General features: G+C 55.8%; 23 protein-coding genes. 6 read left to right on the top strand and 17 right to left on the bottom strand.

Annotated elements, in window-relative coordinates; translation table 11 throughout:
- Positions 1-2: 2 nt before the first annotated feature.
- Both citX and citG read left to right on the top strand, forming a co-directional pair.
- Positions 3-542: a citrate lyase holo-[acyl-carrier protein] synthase gene (citX, locus tag G0034_RS19070; RefSeq protein ID WP_014885204.1), complete on the top strand. Its 540-nt coding sequence runs from the start codon at positions 3-5 to the stop codon at positions 540-542.
- Positions 520-1323, top strand: a complete 804-nt coding sequence (gene citG / locus G0034_RS19065) for a triphosphoribosyl-dephospho-CoA synthase CitG (protein WP_032635576.1) — start codon at positions 520-522, stop codon at positions 1321-1323. The genes citX and citG overlap by 23 nt, the downstream gene beginning before the upstream one ends.
- A gap of 88 nt (positions 1324-1411) precedes the next feature.
- Here citG and G0034_RS19060 read toward each other — a convergent pair whose 3' ends face one another.
- From G0034_RS19060 to mutY, 4 genes are all read right to left on the bottom strand, one after another.
- Positions 1412-2668 (bottom strand): nucleoside permease, encoded by a 1257-nt coding sequence (locus G0034_RS19060; RefSeq protein WP_014885202.1) that lies wholly within the window; start codon positions 2666-2668, stop codon positions 1412-1414.
- A 270-nt stretch (positions 2669-2938) separates the two neighbouring features.
- On the bottom strand, positions 2939-4015 hold the full coding sequence (gene mltC, locus G0034_RS19055; protein ID WP_014885201.1) for a membrane-bound lytic murein transglycosylase MltC: 1077 nt from the start codon (positions 4013-4015) through the stop codon (positions 2939-2941).
- A 124-nt stretch (positions 4016-4139) separates the two neighbouring features.
- Positions 4140-4412 carry an oxidative damage protection protein gene (locus tag G0034_RS19050; RefSeq protein WP_003862425.1) on the bottom strand — a complete coding sequence of 91 codons (273 nt, stop codon included), beginning with the start codon at positions 4410-4412 and terminating at the stop codon, positions 4140-4142.
- A gap of 26 nt (positions 4413-4438) precedes the next feature.
- Positions 4439-5491, bottom strand: coding sequence for an A/G-specific adenine glycosylase (gene mutY, locus G0034_RS19045; RefSeq protein ID WP_014885200.1), 1053 nt, complete (start codon positions 5489-5491; stop codon positions 4439-4441).
- A 144-nt stretch (positions 5492-5635) separates the two neighbouring features.
- Here mutY and trmB point away from each other — a divergent pair, with 144 nt between their 5' ends.
- The 3 genes from trmB to G0034_RS19030 are packed head-to-tail and all read left to right on the top strand — an operon-like array spanning position 5636 to position 7455.
- On the top strand, positions 5636-6355 hold the full coding sequence (gene trmB / locus G0034_RS19040; protein WP_014885199.1) for a tRNA (guanosine(46)-N7)-methyltransferase TrmB: 720 nt from the start codon (positions 5636-5638) through the stop codon (positions 6353-6355).
- Positions 6355-6681, top strand: coding sequence for a YggL family protein (locus G0034_RS19035; RefSeq protein WP_014885198.1), 327 nt, complete (start codon positions 6355-6357; stop codon positions 6679-6681). Before trmB ends, G0034_RS19035 begins: the two co-directional genes overlap by 1 nt.
- Positions 6682-6738: 57 nt before the next feature.
- On the top strand, positions 6739-7455 hold the full coding sequence (locus G0034_RS19030) for a YggN family protein (protein WP_014885197.1): 717 nt from the start codon (positions 6739-6741) through the stop codon (positions 7453-7455).
- An 81-nt stretch (positions 7456-7536) separates the two neighbouring features.
- Here the strand turns inward: G0034_RS19030 and G0034_RS19025 are convergent, their stop codons facing one another.
- The 6 genes from G0034_RS19025 to G0034_RS19000 all read right to left on the bottom strand — a co-directional run bounded on the left by G0034_RS19025 (position 7537) and on the right by G0034_RS19000 (position 11253).
- Positions 7537-7875: an endonuclease domain-containing protein gene (locus G0034_RS19025; protein WP_179121193.1), complete on the bottom strand. Its 339-nt coding sequence runs from the start codon at positions 7873-7875 to the stop codon at positions 7537-7539.
- A gap of 63 nt (positions 7876-7938) precedes the next feature.
- Positions 7939-9081 carry a radical SAM family heme chaperone HemW gene (hemW, locus tag G0034_RS19020; RefSeq protein WP_014885195.1) on the bottom strand — a complete coding sequence of 381 codons (1143 nt, stop codon included), beginning with the start codon at positions 9079-9081 and terminating at the stop codon, positions 7939-7941.
- Complete coding sequence (locus tag G0034_RS19015) at positions 9074-9667, bottom strand: XTP/dITP diphosphatase (protein WP_023331280.1); 594 nt, start codon at positions 9665-9667, stop codon at positions 9074-9076. Before G0034_RS19015 ends, hemW begins: the two co-directional genes overlap by 8 nt.
- Positions 9668-9670: 3 nt before the next feature.
- The gene (yggU, locus tag G0034_RS19010) at positions 9671-9967 is read right to left on the bottom strand and encodes a DUF167 family protein YggU (RefSeq protein WP_014885193.1); all 297 of its coding nucleotides are present in this window, start codon (positions 9965-9967) and stop codon (positions 9671-9673) included.
- The gene (locus tag G0034_RS19005) at positions 9964-10530 is read right to left on the bottom strand and encodes a YggT family protein (RefSeq protein ID WP_014885192.1); all 567 of its coding nucleotides are present in this window, start codon (positions 10528-10530) and stop codon (positions 9964-9966) included. The genes yggU and G0034_RS19005 overlap by 4 nt, the downstream gene beginning before the upstream one ends.
- Positions 10531-10551: 21 nt before the next feature.
- Positions 10552-11253, bottom strand: a complete 702-nt coding sequence (locus G0034_RS19000) for a YggS family pyridoxal phosphate-dependent enzyme (protein WP_045134813.1) — start codon at positions 11251-11253, stop codon at positions 10552-10554.
- Positions 11254-11270: 17 nt separating this feature from the next.
- On the opposite strand from G0034_RS19000, the gene G0034_RS18995 reads away from it, so the two are divergent.
- Entirely contained in the window at positions 11271-12251 is a 981-nt protein-coding gene (locus G0034_RS18995; RefSeq protein WP_071922901.1) for a type IV pilus twitching motility protein PilT, read from the top strand.
- Between the two features lie 10 nt (positions 12252-12261).
- Here G0034_RS18995 and ruvX read toward each other — a convergent pair whose 3' ends face one another.
- The 7 genes from ruvX to galP form a co-directional block, all read right to left on the bottom strand.
- Positions 12262-12678 (bottom strand): Holliday junction resolvase RuvX, encoded by a 417-nt coding sequence (ruvX, locus tag G0034_RS18990; protein ID WP_006811925.1) that lies wholly within the window; start codon positions 12676-12678, stop codon positions 12262-12264.
- On the bottom strand, positions 12678-13238 hold the full coding sequence (locus tag G0034_RS18985) for a YqgE/AlgH family protein (protein ID WP_008499752.1): 561 nt from the start codon (positions 13236-13238) through the stop codon (positions 12678-12680). The genes ruvX and G0034_RS18985 overlap by 1 nt, the downstream gene beginning before the upstream one ends.
- Before the next feature lie 74 nt (positions 13239-13312).
- The gene (gshB, locus tag G0034_RS18980) at positions 13313-14260 is read right to left on the bottom strand and encodes a glutathione synthase (RefSeq protein ID WP_023331278.1); all 948 of its coding nucleotides are present in this window, start codon (positions 14258-14260) and stop codon (positions 13313-13315) included.
- A 19-nt stretch (positions 14261-14279) separates the two neighbouring features.
- Complete coding sequence (gene rsmE / locus G0034_RS18975; protein WP_014885188.1) at positions 14280-15011, bottom strand: 16S rRNA (uracil(1498)-N(3))-methyltransferase; 732 nt, start codon at positions 15009-15011, stop codon at positions 14280-14282.
- A gap of 51 nt (positions 15012-15062) precedes the next feature.
- Positions 15063-15770: a deoxyribonuclease I gene (gene endA / locus G0034_RS18970; protein WP_014885187.1), complete on the bottom strand. Its 708-nt coding sequence runs from the start codon at positions 15768-15770 to the stop codon at positions 15063-15065.
- A gap of 94 nt (positions 15771-15864) precedes the next feature.
- Positions 15865-16362 (bottom strand): SprT family zinc-dependent metalloprotease, encoded by a 498-nt coding sequence (locus G0034_RS18965; protein ID WP_014885186.1) that lies wholly within the window; start codon positions 16360-16362, stop codon positions 15865-15867.
- A gap of 58 nt (positions 16363-16420) precedes the next feature.
- Positions 16421-17818 carry a galactose/proton symporter gene (gene galP / locus G0034_RS18960; protein WP_014885185.1) on the bottom strand — a complete coding sequence of 466 codons (1398 nt, stop codon included), beginning with the start codon at positions 17816-17818 and terminating at the stop codon, positions 16421-16423.
- Positions 17819-18024 lie beyond the last annotated feature (206 nt).

Below are 18024 nucleotides of genomic sequence, written 5' to 3'. Positions count from 1 at the left end.
TTATGACAGTAGCGACACCCGTGCGGACGGGTGTCAGCCTGGACGAACTGCTGGCGGCGAAAGAGCGCCGCGCAGCGCGTCAGGCTGACATGCTTGAGCACTATCAACAACCGGTGATTTCCCTCACGCTGGTCACGCCAGGGGAAATTAAAGACAGCCTGCGCTATCGCAACACCATGGGCGTAGCGCTCCAGACGTGCGACCAGCTGCTATGGGAGAACCGCTGGCAGGTGCTGGACCGTCAGGTGCTGTGGCTTCCGACCGGGCCCGAGGCCCTGTGGTGCGTGGCTCATCCGGCAGCGGAAATTAAAGCGCACTGCGCGGATCTGGAGCAGACGCACCCGCTCGGCAGGCTGTGGGATCTGGATGTTATCTGCCCTCAGCATGGCCACGTCGGGCGTCAGTCGCTGGGGGCAAATCTCAGACGCTGCCTGATCTGCGACGAACCTGCGCATGCCTGTTCCCGCTCGCGGAACCATCCCGTTGAGCAGGTGGTTTCCCGGGTGGAGAAGATGATTGATGACTGGTTTGCTCGCGACTAAACCCCGCATTGCGGACGTGCCCGCGCTTGCCGAAGCGGCACTGTGGCAGGAGCTGGAGCTGACGCCCAAACCGGGGCTGGTGGACAAGCTCAATAACGGTTCCCACCGCGATATGGACCACGCGCTGTTTGCCCGCAGCATTGCGGCGATTACGCCGTGGTTTGCGCGCTTTGCTGAACTTGGTAACGCGCATGCAGATAAGCCCGCTGACGCACAGCTACGGATTATCCGCCCAATGGGGATGGCCTGCGAGCAGGCGATGTACGCCGCGACGAACGGCGTGAATACGCACAAAGGCGGGATTTTTGCCCTGGGTTTACTGTGCTTCGCCGCCGGACGTGTGAACAATCTTTCTGCGGACAGCCTCTGTTGTGAGGTGGGTAACATCTGCCGCGGGCTGGTGTCGCGAGAGTTGGCCGCGCGCAGCGGGCAGGCGACGGCGGGCGAGCGGCAGTTTCAGCAGCACGGCTTAACCGGCGCGCGCGGTGAGGCGGAAAGCGGCTTTGCCACAGTGCGTAAGGCGTTGGCTCAGTGGAACGGACGGTCGCTTCACAGCCTGCTGTTACGCCTGATGTCAGTCAATCAGGACAGCAATCTGGTGTCGCGCGGTGGCATGGAAGGGCTGCGCTACGTTCAGGACTACGCGCGGGAATTGCTGGCTAACGGCTGGGACCGCGAAGCGTTGCTTAAAATGGATATCGCATTGATAGAACGCAATCTGAGTCCGGGGGGCAGCGCGGATTTGCTGTCGGTGGGGTGGGTGCTGTCTGCAATAAAATAGCCGGGTGGCGGCTTCGCCTTACCCGGCCTACGGTTGGGTTTTGTAGGCCCGGTAAGCGTTAGCGCCACCGGGCACAACACACCAAAGATTAGTGCGCGATCGGCTGCGCACCGTTCGGCACACGCACGTGCTTGTACTTGAACAGCGCGATGAACGCGAAGAACAGCACCAGCGAGTATGCGGCGAAGATCAGCCACACCGGCTGCCAGTTGGTGATGCCGTTGGTGGTGTACATCTCTACCACTTTACCGCTCACCACGCCGCCCAGAATACAGCCGAAGCCGTTGGTCATCATCAGGAACATGCCCTGAGCGCTGGCGCGGATTTCAGGCTTCACTTCTTTTTCCACGAATACGGAACCGGAAATGTTGAAGAAGTCGAAGGCACAACCGTAAACAATCATCGACAGCACCAGCAGTACGGTGCCGAATGCGCTCGGGTCGCCGTAGGCGAACAGACCAAAGCGCAACATCCATGCCGCGATACTGATCAGCATGACGTTCTTGATGCCGTAGCGGCTCAGGAAGAACGGGATGGTCAGGATGAACAGCGTCTCAGAGATCTGAGAGATGGACATCATCACCGACGCATGCTCAACGATAAAGCTTCCGGCAAACAGCGGATTGTTATCGAAGCTGTGCAGGAAGGTGTTGCCGAACATGTTGGTGATCTGAAGCTCTGCGCCCAGCAGCATGGAGAAGATAAAGAAGATCGCCATCCGTTTGTTTTTGAACAGCGCGAACGCGTCCAGACCGAGCATAGTGCTCCAGCTCTGGTTTTTCTGCTGGTTTGAAACCGGAATGGTTGGTAGCGTCAGGGTGAAGATCGCCAGCAGCACGGAGAGCGCGGCACCGATGTAGAGCTGCATATGGCTCAGTTCAAAGCCTGCGAAGCTCACGCCCCACATTGCCATGATAAAGCCGATGGTGCCCCAGATACGGATTGGCGGGAAATCGGTCACGATATCCATCCCGGCAGATTTCAGGCGGTAGTAAGAGATGGTGTTGATCAGCCCAAGCGTTGGCATATAGGCCAGCGAGTTAAGCAGGATCACCATAAACATTGCCCCCGGCGTGGTCACTTCGGCCGCCATAAACAGCGTCCCCGCGCCCACCAGATGGCAAAGCATGTACAGCCATTTCGCACTTAACCATTTATCCGCCACGATACCGAGCAGTGTTGGCATGAAGACCGCCGCGATACCCAGCGAGCTGTAGACGGCACCGATTGACGCACCATCGAACTTGAGCGTCACAAACATATAGGAGCCGAGTGTAGTCAGCCAGCTACCCCACAGGCAGAACTGCAGAAACGACAATATTTTAAGCTGCAGCTTAAGGTTCATGTTACTTTCCTCACAAGTGAGCGGGAGATATGTTGTTTTTGGAACATTCAGGGTTGTTATTTGATGCAATTCTATCAGTTGGCAACGATATGTTTTGTTACCTCCCGCAAAAAAATGCAATCCACATTAATTTGCAGTTTGGATTGTGATGCAAATAACATTTTCGTATGGGTGGGGTGAGTGAGTGCGGCCTGATGCCCTCACCCTGACCCTCTCCCACGGGGAGAGGGAAAGCAGAACACCTTCTCCTTGCAGGAGAAGGTGTGTTGATTATCGACGACGATAGTTCTTCTGCGCCGTATTGACCTTATACAGATAGCGGCGGGACTCCGCTGATGGGTGGCGGGTGGTGAGGGTTGAGTAAACATCCCCCGGCGCCATGCTGTTGATGATGTTTGCGGCCTGCACTTTGTCGTTCGAGAAGACGCGCAGCACGCTGCCCGCGCCGCCGTTATAGGCGGTGATTACGGCATAGCGGCGTGAGGTCGGGTTATCGATGCCGCCGAGATAAACATTGTTCAGCATCGCCAGATAGGCCGTGCCGGTATCAATGTTGCTCTGGGGATCGAACAGATAGCTACGGCTCGGCGTGCCGGATTTGCCCTGCGCGCGGAAGACATCTTTACCGGCGCTGTGCTGGACTACCTGCATCAGCCCCAGGGCGTCGGAACGGCTAACCGCGTAAGGGTTGAACGACGATTCGGTCTGCATAATCGCCAGGATCAGCGACTCATCCACGCCGTACTTACGTGATGCCTGACGCACCATGCCAAGATACTTATGCGCACGCTTGTCGAGGTGGTTCGGCACGAGGTTGATGGTGACGCTATAAATTATCTTCAGGCCGTTAGAGCGGCTCTTCAGTCGCGTCTGCAGCAGATAGTCGGCAAATTTCGTGGCGCGACCTTCCCAGCGGATTGGCTGGCCGGTTTGATCGACAACCTGACCGTACAGGAACGGCTCTTTCGAGATGGTGATATCGTCGGCATCGGAGTAGAGATCGATAGATCCCGGGTCGTCACCCATCAGCAGGGTTTTGATAATCGCCTGACGCAGTCGTGCCGCAGGGTCAGTACCCGCGATGGTTTCAATGGTGATCGTACCCTCATCAAAGTTGATGTGGCTACGGGTCAGATAGGCGTCGGTGTACTTAACGTAGTCCTTCGGTCCGGCAATAAGAACTTCGTTAAATCCCCATATGTTCTCGATGTTGTGGGCAAACTGCCCCATCAAAATATCAAAACCGTTGGTGTCCTTGATCCAGGCTTCGTTGTAATCATCGCCTTTTTTTGACGAACAGGAGACCAGCAACGGCGCAACAAGGGCTAGCGCTAAAAGTTTTTTCATCATTCCGGGCGTGCGTGTTGTGTTTGCTTAGTCGTTGCTATTGCCCGGCGGCGCTTCGCTTGCACGGGCCTACGGTTTTGTAGGCCGGGTAAGCGCAGCGCCACCCGGCAACAGCCGCTCAATATTATTTTTCTGGAGGCGTATAGCCTTCGATGTGCACGTCTTTGCCTTCAAACAGGAAGTTCACCATCTCCTGTTCCAGCAGCTTGCGGTGTTCCGGGTTCATCATGCTGAGCTTTTTCTCGTTAATCAGCATGGTCTGCTTTTTCTGCCACTGTCCCCAGGCTTCTTTGGAGATCTCGTTATAAATGCGTTTACCCAGATCCCCCGGATAAAGCTGGAAATCCTGGCCTTCAGCGTCACGCTGCAGGAAAGTACAAAAAATCGTTCTGGCCATACTCATTCCTCTTTTTCTTGTCGATGCTAAACCATTGCACCGGCACGTAATTGCTGTAACAGGCGCTCCACGGGAGCCGCCAGCCCGACTGATGGCGGTTGCGCTAAGTTATACCAGAGAGCGGTGCCTTCATCCATGCACGAGGCAAATGAGGACACGGGAAGCCACATCGGCACAATATCCAGGTGGAAATGGCTGAAGGTATGGCGAAACGCGGTCAGCTGCGTCAGGTTATCGGCAGCAATACCGCGCTGTTTAAGCCATTCACGCAGCAAATCTTCATCTTCAAACTGTGGGAAGCAGTATAGACCGCCCCACAGGCCGCTCGGTGGACGCTGGGCCAGGAACACCTCGTCGCCGTGCTGCATCAGCAGCATGTAACCGGTGCGCTCCGGTAGCGTCTGCTTCGGTTTTTTCCCCGGGTATTGCGACCACGAATGGTTAGCGTAGGCCACGCAGAGAGTATTGAGCGGGCAGAGTTCGCACTTGGGTTTTGAGCGCGTGCAAACCATCGCACCCAGATCCATCATCGCCTGGTTAAAACGTTCGACGCCGTTGGCCGGGGTAACCGCTTCACTGATCTCCCACAGACGTTTCTCAACCTCTTTTTTACCGGGCCAGCCGTCCACGGCATAGCAACGTGCCAGCACGCGCTTCACGTTGCCGTCGAGGATCGGGAAATGCTTACCCAAAGAGAGAGAGAGAATGGCTCCCGCCGTTGAACGCCCGACGCCGGGTAAATCTGCCACTTCATCGAAAGTTTCCGGGAATTTACCGTTGTGGCGCGTGGCGACCTGCTGCGCGGCCTTGTGCAGATTACGCGCGCGGGCGTAATAGCCCAAGCCTGTCCAAAGGTGCAATACCTCGTCCAGCGGGGCATTCGCCAGGTCTGTTACCGTCGGGAAGCGTGCCATAAAACGCTCAAAGTATGGGATCACCGTGGCGACCTGCGTTTGTTGCAACATCACTTCGGAGAGCCATACTTTGTAAGGCGTTTTTTCAATTTGCCAGGGCAGGGTTTTACGCCCGTATTTGTCGTACCAGTCCAGCACCTGGGCTGAAAATTGAGAGGCTTGCATGGTCATCGATTCACATAATCAGGGACGCAGATTGCAGCACAGCGTCAATCTGCTGTAAACCGGATCTTTCCCATGCTTGCATAGACGCCTTAACTTTGGATAATGCCCGTTTCCCGAACATTCTCACAAGCAGACAACTCTTTTATGAAAAACGACGTCATTTCACCGGAATTTGATGAAAACGGTCGCCCGCTGCGCCGTATTCGCAGCTTTGTCCGTCGTCAGGGCCGCCTGACAAAAGGGCAGCAACATGCGCTGGACAACTACTGGCCGGTGATGGGCGTTGAGTTCAGCGAGCAGCCGCTGGACTTTGCCGGGCTGTTTGGCCGCGAAGCGCCAGTCACGCTGGAGATTGGTTTTGGTATGGGCACCTCTCTGGTGACCATGGCGCAAGCTCGCCCGGAGCAAAACTTCCTCGGTATTGAAGTGCACTCCCCGGGCGTCGGCGCGTGTCTCGCAACTGCCCATGAAGAGGGTGTAGAGAACCTGCGCGTAATGTGTCATGACGCGGTGGAAGTGCTGCACAAAATGATTCCTGACAATTCTTTAACCATGGTTCAGCTCTTTTTCCCTGACCCGTGGCACAAAGCACGTCATAATAAACGCCGTATCGTTCAGGCACCGTTTGCCGAGCTGGTGAAAAGCAAGCTGAAACTGGGCGGCGTCTTCCATATGGCGACCGACTGGGAACCTTATGCGGAACATATGCTGGAAGTGATGTCGTCTCTGGACGGGTATAAAAACCAGTCTGAAAGCAACGACTATGTTCCGCGTCCGGATTCACGTCCGGTAACGAAATTTGAACAGCGTGGCCATCGTCTTGGTCACGGTGTATGGGACTTAATGTTCGAGAGGGTGAAATAATGGCAAAGAATCGTAGCCGTCGTCTGCGTAAAAAAATGCACATCGAAGAATTCCAGGAAGTGGGTTTCTCCGTTGCGTGGCGTTTCCCGGAAGGCACCAGTGTAGAACAGATCGATCAGGACGTGGATGCCTTCATCAACGACGTGATTGAGCCCAACAAGCTGGCCTTCGACGGTAGCGGTTACCTGGCGTGGGAAGGTCTGATCTGCACCCAGGAAGTGGGTAAATGCACCGAAGAACATCAGGCGCTGGTTCGTAAATGGCTTGAAGACCACAAGCTGGAAGATGTCCGCGTCAGCGAACTTTTCGACGTTTGGTGGGACTAATAAAGCAAGTACGGGGCCAGCATTAGCTGGCCCATTTTGTCTGAGGGAGTGTTTAAGATGCGCAAAACGTTGCTGGCTGTTGCTTTGATGGCAACCGGATTCACCGCCCATGCGGAGTATAAATGTAGCGTCACCCCGCGTGATGACGTGGTGTTAAGCCCGCAAACCGTGCAGGTCAAAGGCGAGAACGGCAATCTGGTGATTACGCCGCAAGGGAACGTCACCTTTAACGGCAAAGAGTACAATCTGACAGCCGCACAGCGTGAGCAGGCGAAAGACTATCAGGCCGATTTGCGTACCGCGCTGCCATGGATTAATGAAGGTGCCCTGACGCGCGTTGAAAAAAGCCGTGTTGCACTGGATAAGATCATTACCAAAGAGGTGGGGGAGAGCAGCAATATGCGCTCCCGCCTGACGAAGCTCGATAAGCAGCTCAAAGAGCAGATGAACCGGATTATCGAGACGCGCTCTGATGGCCTGACGTTCCACTACAAGGCGATTGATCAGGTCCGTGCTGACGGACAGCAGCTGGTGAACCAGGCGATGGGCGGCATCCTGCAGGACAGCATCAACGAGATGGGGGCTAAAGCGGTCCTGAAGGGCGGCGGTAACCCGCTGCAGGGCGTGCTGGGCAGTCTGGGTGGCTTGCAGACCTCAATTCAGAACGAGTGGAAGAACCAGGAAGATGATTTCCAGCAGTTCGGCAAAGACGTGTGTAAACGCGTGGTGTCGCTGGAAGATAGCCGGAAGGCGCTGGTGGGGACGTTGAAGTAATCCTCTGCGCGCTGGGCCCCTCACCCCGGCCCTCTCCCCAGGGGAGAGGGTGTAAACGTTCCCTCTCCCTGTGGGAGAGGGTTAGGATGAGGGCATCAGGCTCTGCAATTTTTGAAGAATAACCGTCAGCACTTCCTCTTCCTGAGAAGTAAATTCATTGTCCCAGAATCGCACGACTTCCCAGCCATTTGTATGCAAAAACTCTGTACGACGTGAATCGTATTTCTCTTTGCTTTGATGTTGCCCTCCGTCGAGCTCAATAATCAATTTCGCCTTAAAACAGGCAAAATCTGCAACATACGGCCCAATCGGCATCTGGCGGCGAAACTTATAGCCAAAGAACCGACGACCTCTGAGCAAATACCAGAGGCGAAATTCTTCGGGCGTCATTTGTTTGCGAAGTTGTTTTGAGTTTTCCATCCCCACACTCTGCCAGCCTTTCCCTCAGCTGGCAGAACGGGATGCAAAAACCTGAATTAGCCTTCAGGAATCGTCGGCGAGGAACAGCTCAAGAAGGGAATTTAAGAACAGTTTGCCGTGCTCGGTGATCTGCCAGTAATCTTCACACTCAGTCAGATACCCCTGCGCCAGCGCCTCGTCAATCTGAGGACGAATCACTGACTCCGGCAGACCGGTGTAACGCGCAAATTCCGCGCGCGGCGCGGCTTCCAGCAGGCGGAAGCGGTTCATAAAGAACTCAAACGGTTTATCCGCCGCCTCAACGTCGTGCTGGCGCTCGAGATAACGGCCTTCCATATACCCTCGCGGGTGGCGGGTTTTGGCGGTACGCAGAATGCGACCGTCCGGGAAAGTCACCTTACCGTGCGCGCCGCAGCCAATTCCCAGGTAGTCGCCAAAACGCCAGTAGTTCAGGTTGTGCTGACACTGATACCCCGGTTTCGCATACGCAGACGTCTCGTACTGCTGATACCCCGCAGCGGTTAACAACTGGTGGCCCTGCTCGAAAATATCCCACAGCGCGTCGTCATCCGGCAGTACCGGAGGACGGGAACCAAACAGCGTGTTGGGTTCAATGGTGAGCTGATACCAGGACAGATGCGGCGGGTTAAGTTCAATCGCCTGGCGCAGATCGTCCAGCGCTTCGTCGAGCGACTGGTCCGGCAGGCCGTGCATCAAATCGAGGTTAAAGCTGCGCAGACCCAGTCCTGTCGCCAGGTTTGCCGCACGCTTTGCTTCCTCAGGACCGTGAATGCGCCCCAGGCGCTTCAGTTTTGGCTCGCTAAAGCTCTGCACGCCGATGGAAATACGGTTCACGCCTGCACGCTGATACTCGACAAAACGATCGGCCTCAACGGTACCGGGGTTGGCTTCCATCGTAATTTCAGCATCCGCGGCCAGGTTCAGGCGCGCACGCACGCCGTCCAGCAGCGTCTGCATCGCCGGGCCTGACAGCAGGCTCGGCGTACCGCCACCAATGAAAATGGTCTTAACTTCACGTCCCTGTGCGTAAGGTACATCGGCGTCCAGGTCAGCCAGCAGATGCGCAACGTAGTCATCGTGCGGCACTTCACCTTTCAGCGCGTGCGAGTTGAAATCGCAGTACGGGCATTTCTGCACGCACCACGGGATGTGAATATAAAGACTCAGAGGTGGCAAATTAGCCATTACGCAGTGCTTCCAGTAACAGTTTCAGTGCGCGCCCACGGTGGGAAATCGCGCTTTTCTCTTCGCGGGTCAGTTCCGCTGCGGTTTTGCCCTCGGACGGGACAAAGAAAATCGGGTCGTAGCCAAAACCGCCGTTGCCCGCAGCTTCACGGGTAATCACGCCCGGCCAGCTACCGTGGCAGACGATCGGCGTCGGGTCCTCTGCGTGACGCAGATAGACCAGCACGCAGTGGAACTGTGCGGTCCGCTGTTCGTCCGGTACGTCTTTCAGGGCAACAAGCAGCTTTTCCAGATTCTGCTGGTCGGTTGCATCAACACCGGAATAACGAGCAGAGTAAATCCCCGGCGCGCCGCCAAGGAAATCGACGGCCAGACCGGAGTCATCGGCAATGGCGGGCAGACCGGTAATCTGCGCGGCATGGCGTGCTTTCAGGATCGCGTTTTCAATAAACGTCAGCCCCGTCTCTTCGGCAGAATCTACGCCAAGATCGGTCTGAGCGACCACATCCAGCCCAAAATCATTTAATAGCGAGGCCAACTCGCGCACTTTACCGGCGTTGCCGGTCGCGAGAACAACTTTCTGCATGGTTTAGTCCTGTTCTGTCAAAGCCGCGACTTCCGTCGGGATGGATTGCGGGTTGAGGATTTTTACCTGTTTATGCCGCCCCAGTTCGCCTTTTTCAATGATGACCTGGCTTTTGGCCACGCGAAACTGTTTTGCCAGATATTTGGTCAGATGCGCGTTTGCCTGACCGTCAACCGGCGGGGCGGTGATGGCGACTTTTAACTCGTCGCCATGCAGTCCAACAATACTGTCACGGCTGGCTTTCGGCTGAATATACAGCCGCAAAACCAGCCCGTCTGCGCAGGTGCTTACGGCACTCATAGCGCCATCCACAGCCCCGGCAACAGCATGTCGCCCGTAGACTGCAGCAGTTCAGCGATCCCCATGTTGATCACATAGAGCAGCAGAACCAAGATCATCGGGGAGAAGTCGATGCCGCCCATAGAAGGAAGTAAGTTACGGATCGGACGCAGCAGCGGCTCGGCCAGCTGGATCAGGGCATACTCTACCGGGCTACGCCCCTGGCTCACCCAGCTCATGATGGCCATCACCAGCAGCACCCAGAAAATCAGCAGACCGACGGTTTTGATCAGAATCAGCACGGCGGCAATCCAGATAATCGGCTGGAAGGTGATGACCATAAACAGCACGATGGCTTTGATAACGCTAAGAATAAACGCTACCAGCAGCGAAGCGCTGTCGATGGGACCCATGGCCGGGATAATACGGCGCAGGGGCCCGACAATAGGTTGCGTGATTTTCACGACAAACTGGGAGAACGGATTGTAAAAATCACAACGGGCCCACTGCATCCAGACGCGCAGCAAAAGCGCCATCGTATACAGCTCAATGACCGTTGAGAGCAGGAAAGTCAACGTCTTCATGGCGTTCCTCAGGTTTCCTTATTATTTGGAGTAGTCGCGCGCACCGAAAATGGCGGTACCGATGCGCACCATAGTGCTGCCTGCCGCGATGGCGGCTTCCATATCATCCGACATGCCCAGAGAAAGCGTGTCTACCGTGTTGTAGCGCGCTTTAAGCGCCTCAAATGCTACAGCCATTTGCTGTGCCACGGCAAACTGCCTTTCATAACTTGACTCTGGCGCCGGAATAGCCATCAGCCCACGCAGGGTTAAGCGTGGCAGGGCGGCCACGTCTGCGGCCAGCGCATCCAGCTCGCTCAGCGCAATGCCAGACTTGCTGTTTTCGTCGCTGATGTTGATTTGTATCAGCACGTTAAGCGCTGGAATCTCTGCCGGGCGTTGTTCGTTCAGGCGTGTGGCAATGCGCAGACGGTCAATCGTATGGCACCAGTCGAAGTGCTCTGCCACCAGACGGCTTTTGTTCGACTGCAATGGACCAATAAAGTGCCACTGAAGATCCGTATTCCCCTTTTCCCGGAAGTCGCGAATTTTATCCACGCCTTCCTGCACGTAGTTCTCACCAAATGCGCGCTGGCCTGCATCAATCGCTTCTGCGATGGCGCTCGCAGGCTTGGTTTTGCTGACTGCAAGGAGCGTAATTTCTTCTGAAGCACGGCCGCAACGCGTTGCGGCAGCTGAGATTTTGTCCCGGACCTGTGCCAGGTTATGCGCAATGTCGTTCATTTTCCGAGGAGTAGTCTATGGATGTGGAAGAAATGGTGGCCCTTAGTGTAAAGCATAACGTCTCCGATCTACACCTGTGCAGTGATTCGCCACCCCGCTGGCGCCGGTCAGGACGCCTTGAACCCGCGCCGTTTCCGCCGCCTGATGTCGGGGCGTTATTAAAAGCGTGGCTCAATGATGAGCAGCAGGGAAGCTGGTGGGCTCACGGTCAGGTCGATTTTGCCGTGACGGTGGCAGAAGGCCAGCGTCTGCGCGGGAGTGCGTTTAAGCAGATTAACGGGGTGTCCATCGCCCTGCGGTTGCTGCCACGCACCTGTTCGCCACTCTCTTCGCTGGGCGTGCCGCGTGCCATTCCGGAACTGTTATCCAGTGACAACGGGTTGATTTTGGTGACGGGGGCGACCGGCAGCGGCAAATCCACCACTCTGGCGGCGATGGTCGATTTCCTCAACCACCATACTGACGGGCATATCCTCACGCTTGAAGATCCGGTGGAGTATCTGTACCGGAGCGAACGCTGCCTGATTCAGCAGCGGGAGATAGGTCAGCACTGCCCGTCTTTTGTCGAGGCGCTGCGCGGAGCGTTACGCGAGGATCCAGATGTGATTTTGCTGGGGGAGCTGCGTGATGCAGAGACGATCCGTCTCGCGTTGACGGCGGCGGAGACCGGGCATCTGGTGCTGGCGACACTGCATACGCGGGGTGCCTCGCAGGCCATTGATCGGCTGGTGGACACCTTCCCGGCGCAGGAGAAAGACCCGGTACGTAACCAGCTGGCCGGTAGCCTGCGTGCGGTGCTGGCACAGAGGCTGCTTCCCGACCTGCAGGGTGGGCGTGTCGCGCTGTATGAACTGCTGGTGAATACCCCGGCGGCGGCAAATCTTATTCGTGAAGGAAAAACGTGGCAACTGCCCGGTATCATTCAAACAGGCCAGCAGGCGGGAATGCAGAACTTTGATCAAAGCGTGGCGGAGAGACGGGCGCAGGGGCGGCTATAGGCCCCTGAGATTAATAGCCCTGTTCGAAATAGCTTTCGAGGATGATGACGGCAGAGGCGGAGTCTACGCTGCCTTTGTTGAGCGCCCGGAAGCCGCCGTGCTCAAACAGGCCAGCACGCGCTTCGACGGTGCTAAGACGCTCGTCGTGAAGCTTCACGGAGACGCCAAAGCGGCCATGGATTTTATTGGCGAACTTACGCGCGCGGGCGGTAAGGGGTTGTTCGGTGCCGTCCATATTCAGCGGCAGCCCAACGATAACATCATCCGGTTGCCACTCTTTCAGCAGTCGTTCGATAAGATTCCAGTCAGGCGTGCCGTCGTTGGCCTTCAGGGCCGTGAGCGGACGCGCGGTACCGGTGATGCGCTGACCCACAGCGACGCCAATGCTTTTGGTACCAAAATCAAAGGCCAAAAGTGTTCCGCTCATCAGGCGTGCCCCGCGACACCAGGCATGGTCAGAATATCAATGCCAATCAGTTTTGCCGCATCGCGCCAGCGATCGGCTATCGGGGTTTTAAACAGAATATTCATGTCCGCTGGTGCGGTAAGCCAGGCGTTATCGAGGATTTCCTGCTCAAGCTGGCCTTTCTCCCACGACGAGTAACCCAGCGCCACCAGCACTTCGGAAGGCTGTTCTGCGGTACCCAGCGTTTCGAGAACGTCGCGCGAGGTGGTGATCACGGTGTTATCGGAGATGCGGATACTGGAAGAGAATACCGGCGGGGTATGCAGGATAAAGCCGCGATCTTCTGCAAGTGGTCCACCCAGCATCACTGGTTTATCAAGCCGGATCTCCGGCAGTCGTGCTTCAGCCGGGATTTTCAGCTTGTCCAGAATCCCTTCAACCTGCAGGTTTTCCAGCGGCTTATTGATGATAATGCCCATCGCGCCGTCTTCATTGTATTCACAAATATAAACCACGGCGCGGCGAAAAATCGGATCCTGGAGAGCAGGCATGGCAATAAGAAAGTGATGCTGTAAATTCATTGTCAGAGGTACTGTTTCCTGGTTTAAAAAGCGACAGCGCCCAGTATGGGGATAAAGCCGGGCGCTGTCACAGATTATTTCTGTAAACGTTTTTCGATAGCGTCCATCAGCATTCCGGTGATCGAGATCGGGAACTCCGCTTCGATTTCGCGAATGCAGGTTGGGCTGGTGACGTTCACTTCCGTCAGGCGATCGCCAATGATGTCCAGGCCAACAAAGATCAGGCCTTTGGCTTTAAGCGTTGGGCCAACGCGGCGGGCAATTTCCCAGTCGCTTTCTGTCAACGGGCGCGGCTCACCGCGTCCACCGGCCGCCAGGTTACCGCGCGTTTCGCCACCCTGTGGGATACGTGCCAGGCAGTAAGGTACGGGTTCGCCATCCACGACCAGAACGCGTTTGTCGCCATCTTTAATGGCGGGCAGATAGTTCTGGGCCATGCAGTAGCGGGTACCCAGTTCGGTCAGGGTTTCGGCAATCACGCCAATGTTCGGGTCGCCTTCCTTCACGCGGAAAATAGACGCGCCGCCCATGCCGTCCAGCGGCTTCATGATGATATCGCCGTGTTTTTGCCAGAACTCCTTCAGCTGAGCTTTGCTGCGGGTCACCAGCGTTTCAGGCGTCAGGTCTGAGAACCAGGCGGTATAAAGCTTCTCGTTGCAGTCGCGCAGGCTCTGCGGCTTATTGACGATCAGCGTCCCTTTCTCTTCGGCACGCTCAAGGATATAGGTGGAGTAGATGTATTCGGTGTCGAACGGCGGATCTTTACGCATCAGAATAACGTTGAGATCGGCCAGGGCAATATCCTGCTCGGTGCCAAACTCGTACCATTTGTCGTAGTTCTGCTCGACGTTAACGATGCGGGTACGCGCGCGGGCTTCACCGTTGATCAGGTAAAGATCGTTCATCTCCATATAGTGGAGCTCATAGCCGCGACGCTGCGCTTCCAGCAACATAGCGAAGCTGGAATCTTTCTTGATGTTAATGTTTGCGATGGGGTCCATCACGATGCCGAGCTTAATCATGTTCTTCTCCGTTTATACTTCAACCCAGATCGCCAAACCGTACCTGTAGCGCGGTAATGGCCGTGAGTGCCGTTGTCTCAGTGCGCAGAACGCGAGGTCCCAACAGAATATCAGTAAACTGGTAACGCGCCGTCATCGCAATTTCGTCCGCCGACAGGCCGCCTTCGGGGCCAATCAGCAGGCGTACACGTTCAACGGGCAGCGGCAGCGTATTAATGCTGGCGCTGGCGCGCGGATGAAGATTGAGCTTCAGTCCGCTCTCCTCTTCGGCACACCAGTCCTCCAGGTCCATTGCCGGGCGGATCTCCGGTATGCGGTTGCGGCCGCTCTGTTCACACGCCGCAATGGCAATTTTCTGCCACTGCTGGATCTTTTTGTTCAGACGTTCCGCATCCAGTTTAACGCCACAGCGCTCGGAAAAAAGTGGCGTAATGAGGCTTACACCCAGCTCAATGGATTTTTGAATGGTGAATTCCATCTTTTCCCCGCGGGACATGACCTGGCCCAGGTGGATGTGCAGCGGCGATTCACGATCGTCCACTTCACCGCGCAACACATTCACATGCACGCTTTTTTTATCCGCCCGGGTGATTTCCGCCTCGAAAACCTGATTAGAGCCGTCGAAAAGCTGTATTGCCTGGCCAGCCCCCATGCGCAGCACGCGGCCAACGTGGTTGGCGGCATCGTCAGACAGGGCGATTTCGCGACCTGCGGTAATCAGTTCAGGGTGGTAAATGCGAGGAATGCGCATAGTCAGAAATTCCATATGTCATGCGAGATAAGCGAATTGCCGTAGTGTAGGTTAGCTCTTTTGCGCCTGGCAAGCCCGCTGGACGTACGGGTTATGATTCCCCTGGACTCTGGCGATGCGTTCGTCGCGCTGACATTCCCACTCCGTCACCGGATATTGCTTATCCCACGCATTGAACAACTGCGTCTGCTGACGGGAGAGGTTGAGGTCGTAGCGGTCACGCATGTAGAAGTAGGTGCGGGCGATGCTGCCGCGCGCACGGGCAGGCGGCTCGGCGACTTTTTCTTTAAAATCCACCTTCATGCCGCACTGGCCATATTGGCCTTCGCCACCGTTCCACTGGCTGTACATAAAGTTGCCGCGGTCACCGTTCACTTCACCCACGGCGGGCTGCAGGTTATGCATATCGCTTTCCATCTGGCGGTAGACAGGATCTTTAGAACAGTTTTTACGACCGCCATCCTGCCAGCACTGGCGCTGGTGGCCAAACTGCCATGCCGGAACGACATGTTCCCATTCGATGCGGCTGGCGCGGTTTTCGTTTTTACGCACCTTATAGCCGCAGGACTCCAGGTCCACGACCCCTTTTTTACCCTGCCAGTTAATTTTACAGCCGCAGTAGAAATCGCCCGGCACATCGGCGTTCACCTTCACGCCTGCTGCCTTGGCCTGGGAAAAACTGTTGATACCATCGGCCAGAGCATGGCCTGAGAACGCTGTCGTCAGAAAGGCGACCGCGAGAGAAAAATTACGGGACATCTTACACTCCGTGTCAAAACGAGCCCGCAACGTAACGAATGTTTTTCCTGTATGCAATCAGTCAGATCAGGAAAGTTCCTGAATGTTCAAATGATTACTCCGCAATCAGCGGTTCGCCGCATTTGACGCAGCGGTAGGTCGCCTCGCCGCGGACCACGCGATTATGGCGGCGGACGGTAAGCTGATGCTGCTGACACTGGCAGCGGTAAGGGAACGTATTGCGACGTACAGATTCCAGCTCGAACTGATGAGTTCTGCGCGCCGGAACGCCCAGTACTGCCTCCATCATCCACTTCCACTCTTTTCCGTGCGGCGCGACGCGACCAAAATGTTTCCACACCAGGAGGTGAGCCAGCTCATGCGGCACCACTTCCTCAATAAACGCCTGCTGGTTTTCCATCATCAACACCGGGTTCAGGCGGATCTCATACGATTCCAGCCAGGCAGTACCCGCCGCGGTGCCACGCTGCTGATAGACGAGCTTCGGTTCAGGGTAATTCCGACCGAGCTTCAGGTTCGCCTGGGCGAGTTTTTCCCGCAGGCTGCGCATAACGGCTTGCTGAAGGGCGATGGGGAGACGGGGAGCTTTCATAGGGGCAGAGCATAAAGCGCGAAGCGGGGAGGCGCAAGAGGCGCCTCCCGCAGGAGGATTAGTCGTGTGCGCCGATTTCGCGCAGTGGACGACCTTTCATCAGGTTACGTTCAATATGTTCCAGTGAAACATGTTTGGTTTCTGGAACCAGCCAGATGGTCAACACAATAAAGAAGATGTTCAGGCCGGCGTAGACCCAGAAGGTGTTGGCATTGCCCAGGGTATTGAGCATGGTCAGGAACGTCGCGCCGACAATCATGTTGGCAATCCAGTTGGTTGCAGTTGAGCAGGTGATACCAAAATCACGCCCTTTCAGCGGCTGGATCTCAGAACACAGTACCCAAATCAGCGGACCGGCGCTCATCGCGAACCCGACGATAAACATCAGCAGCATGCCTACCGCAAAATACTGTGCGGTTGGGGAGTGGATGCCGACGTGCATCATGGTGCCCAGCACGCCCATACCGATCGCCATGACCAGGAAGCCCAGCGTCAGGGTAGGTTTACGTCCCCAGCGGTCCACCAGGCCGATCGCGATAAAGGTCGCCAGCACGTTTGTCAGGCCGACGATGACGGTGCCCCACATCTGCTCGGTGGTGTTGGTATAACCCGCCAGCTCAAAGATTTTTGGCGCGTAATACATGATGACGTTCATCCCGGTGAACTGTTGCATCACCTGCAGCAGCACGCCGAGGAATACTGCGCGACGGAAGTTGCTGTTCTCTTTAAACAGCGCCCAGCCAGACTGCTTCACCTTCAGGCTTTCGCGGATCTCTTCCAGCTCGTTTTTCGCCTCCGCACTGGTGTCGCGCAGGCGCAGCAGCACCCGTTCGGCATCGTGGAAGCGGCGCTTTGCGGCAAACCAGCGTGGGCTGTCCGGCAGGAAGAAGACGCCAATCAGCAGCAAAATGGCCGGGATGATGATCACGCCAAGCATCCAGCGCCATGCCCCGCTGTAGCTGAACGCGGTATCGGAAAGATAAGCCCCGAGAATACCGATGGTGATCATCAACTGGTACATCGAAATCATACTGCCGCGAATTTTCTCTGGCGCAATTTCAGAGAGATAGAGCGGGGCGGTGTAGGACGCGACGCCGACGGCCAGCCCCAGCAGTACGCGGGAAAGAATAAGCACTTCAACGTTAGGAGCGGCAGCAGAGAAGAGTGAACCGGCGACGAAGAGAATGGCACCAATCATCAGGCTCTTTTTACGTCCGAGCTTGAAGGAGAGCCAGCCGCTGCCGACAGCACCAACCGCTGCGCCAAACATCATCGAGCTGACCACCCATTCCTGGGTATGCGCGTTAATCTGGAATTCGTCTGCGATGAAGGGAAGGGCGCCAGCAATCACGCCGATATCCAGGCCAAAAAGTAAACCTGCCAGGGCGGCGAGGAAGCAGACGAAGAATGTCATCGCCTTGTTGGACGTACGCCCCTGTTTTTTATTGTCAGGCATTATGCCCTCCAGTTGGGTTATCAGTTTTATTGATGTTAAGGGTAGGTGAGTGACCCGTAAAAATATGTGAGATTAATCACATTGGTGTAATCGGTTACACTGGTGTGTAACCGTAAAAATTATTAAAGCTTTGAAAATATAGAGGTAAATGAGGTGATATGCATCGCGAAAGAATACATTTCAGACTTAACTGAAAGGAAATGTAA

This window comes from Enterobacter sp. T2 (genome assembly GCF_010692925.1).
Classification (GTDB): Bacteria; Pseudomonadota; Gammaproteobacteria; order Enterobacterales; family Enterobacteriaceae; genus Enterobacter; species Enterobacter kobei.
The sequence above is the reverse complement of the archived record's forward strand: the minus strand, read 5'-3'. Positions and strand labels throughout refer to the sequence as shown.

Excerpts from the sequence above, each read along its gene's own strand:
- citX (WP_014885204.1), top strand. The coding sequence starts at position 3 with ATGACAGTAGCGACACCCGTGCGGACGGGTGTCAGCCTGGACGAACTG.
- citG (WP_032635576.1), top strand. The coding sequence starts at position 520 with ATGACTGGTTTGCTCGCGACTAAACCCCGCATTGCGGACGTGCCCGCG.
- G0034_RS19060 (WP_014885202.1), bottom strand. The coding sequence starts at position 2,668 with ATGAACCTTAAGCTGCAGCTTAAAATATTGTCGTTTCTGCAGTTCTGC.
- mltC (WP_014885201.1), bottom strand. The coding sequence starts at position 4,015 with ATGAAAAAACTTTTAGCGCTAGCCCTTGTTGCGCCGTTGCTGGTCTCC.
- G0034_RS19050 (WP_003862425.1), bottom strand. The coding sequence starts at position 4,412 with ATGGCCAGAACGATTTTTTGTACTTTCCTGCAGCGTGACGCTGAAGGC.
- mutY (WP_014885200.1), bottom strand. The coding sequence starts at position 5,491 with ATGCAAGCCTCTCAATTTTCAGCCCAGGTGCTGGACTGGTACGACAAA.
- trmB (WP_014885199.1), top strand. The coding sequence starts at position 5,636 with ATGAAAAACGACGTCATTTCACCGGAATTTGATGAAAACGGTCGCCCG.
- G0034_RS19035 (WP_014885198.1), top strand. The coding sequence starts at position 6,355 with ATGGCAAAGAATCGTAGCCGTCGTCTGCGTAAAAAAATGCACATCGAA.
- G0034_RS19030 (WP_014885197.1), top strand. The coding sequence starts at position 6,739 with ATGCGCAAAACGTTGCTGGCTGTTGCTTTGATGGCAACCGGATTCACC.
- G0034_RS19025 (WP_179121193.1), bottom strand. The coding sequence starts at position 7,875 with ATGGAAAACTCAAAACAACTTCGCAAACAAATGACGCCCGAAGAATTT.
- hemW (WP_014885195.1), bottom strand. The coding sequence starts at position 9,081 with ATGGCTAATTTGCCACCTCTGAGTCTTTATATTCACATCCCGTGGTGC.
- G0034_RS19015 (WP_023331280.1), bottom strand. The coding sequence starts at position 9,667 with ATGCAGAAAGTTGTTCTCGCGACCGGCAACGCCGGTAAAGTGCGCGAG.
- yggU (WP_014885193.1), bottom strand. The coding sequence starts at position 9,967 with ATGAGTGCCGTAAGCACCTGCGCAGACGGGCTGGTTTTGCGGCTGTAT.
- G0034_RS19005 (WP_014885192.1), bottom strand. The coding sequence starts at position 10,530 with ATGAAGACGTTGACTTTCCTGCTCTCAACGGTCATTGAGCTGTATACG.
- G0034_RS19000 (WP_045134813.1), bottom strand. The coding sequence starts at position 11,253 with ATGAACGACATTGCGCATAACCTGGCACAGGTCCGGGACAAAATCTCA.
- G0034_RS18995 (WP_071922901.1), top strand. The coding sequence starts at position 11,271 with ATGGATGTGGAAGAAATGGTGGCCCTTAGTGTAAAGCATAACGTCTCC.
- ruvX (WP_006811925.1), bottom strand. The coding sequence starts at position 12,678 with ATGAGCGGAACACTTTTGGCCTTTGATTTTGGTACCAAAAGCATTGGC.
- G0034_RS18985 (WP_008499752.1), bottom strand. The coding sequence starts at position 13,238 with ATGAATTTACAGCATCACTTTCTTATTGCCATGCCTGCTCTCCAGGAT.
- gshB (WP_023331278.1), bottom strand. The coding sequence starts at position 14,260 with ATGATTAAGCTCGGCATCGTGATGGACCCCATCGCAAACATTAACATC.
- rsmE (WP_014885188.1), bottom strand. The coding sequence starts at position 15,011 with ATGCGCATTCCTCGCATTTACCACCCTGAACTGATTACCGCAGGTCGC.
- endA (WP_014885187.1), bottom strand. The coding sequence starts at position 15,770 with ATGTCCCGTAATTTTTCTCTCGCGGTCGCCTTTCTGACGACAGCGTTC.
- G0034_RS18965 (WP_014885186.1), bottom strand. The coding sequence starts at position 16,362 with ATGAAAGCTCCCCGTCTCCCCATCGCCCTTCAGCAAGCCGTTATGCGC.
- galP (WP_014885185.1), bottom strand. The coding sequence starts at position 17,818 with ATGCCTGACAATAAAAAACAGGGGCGTACGTCCAACAAGGCGATGACA.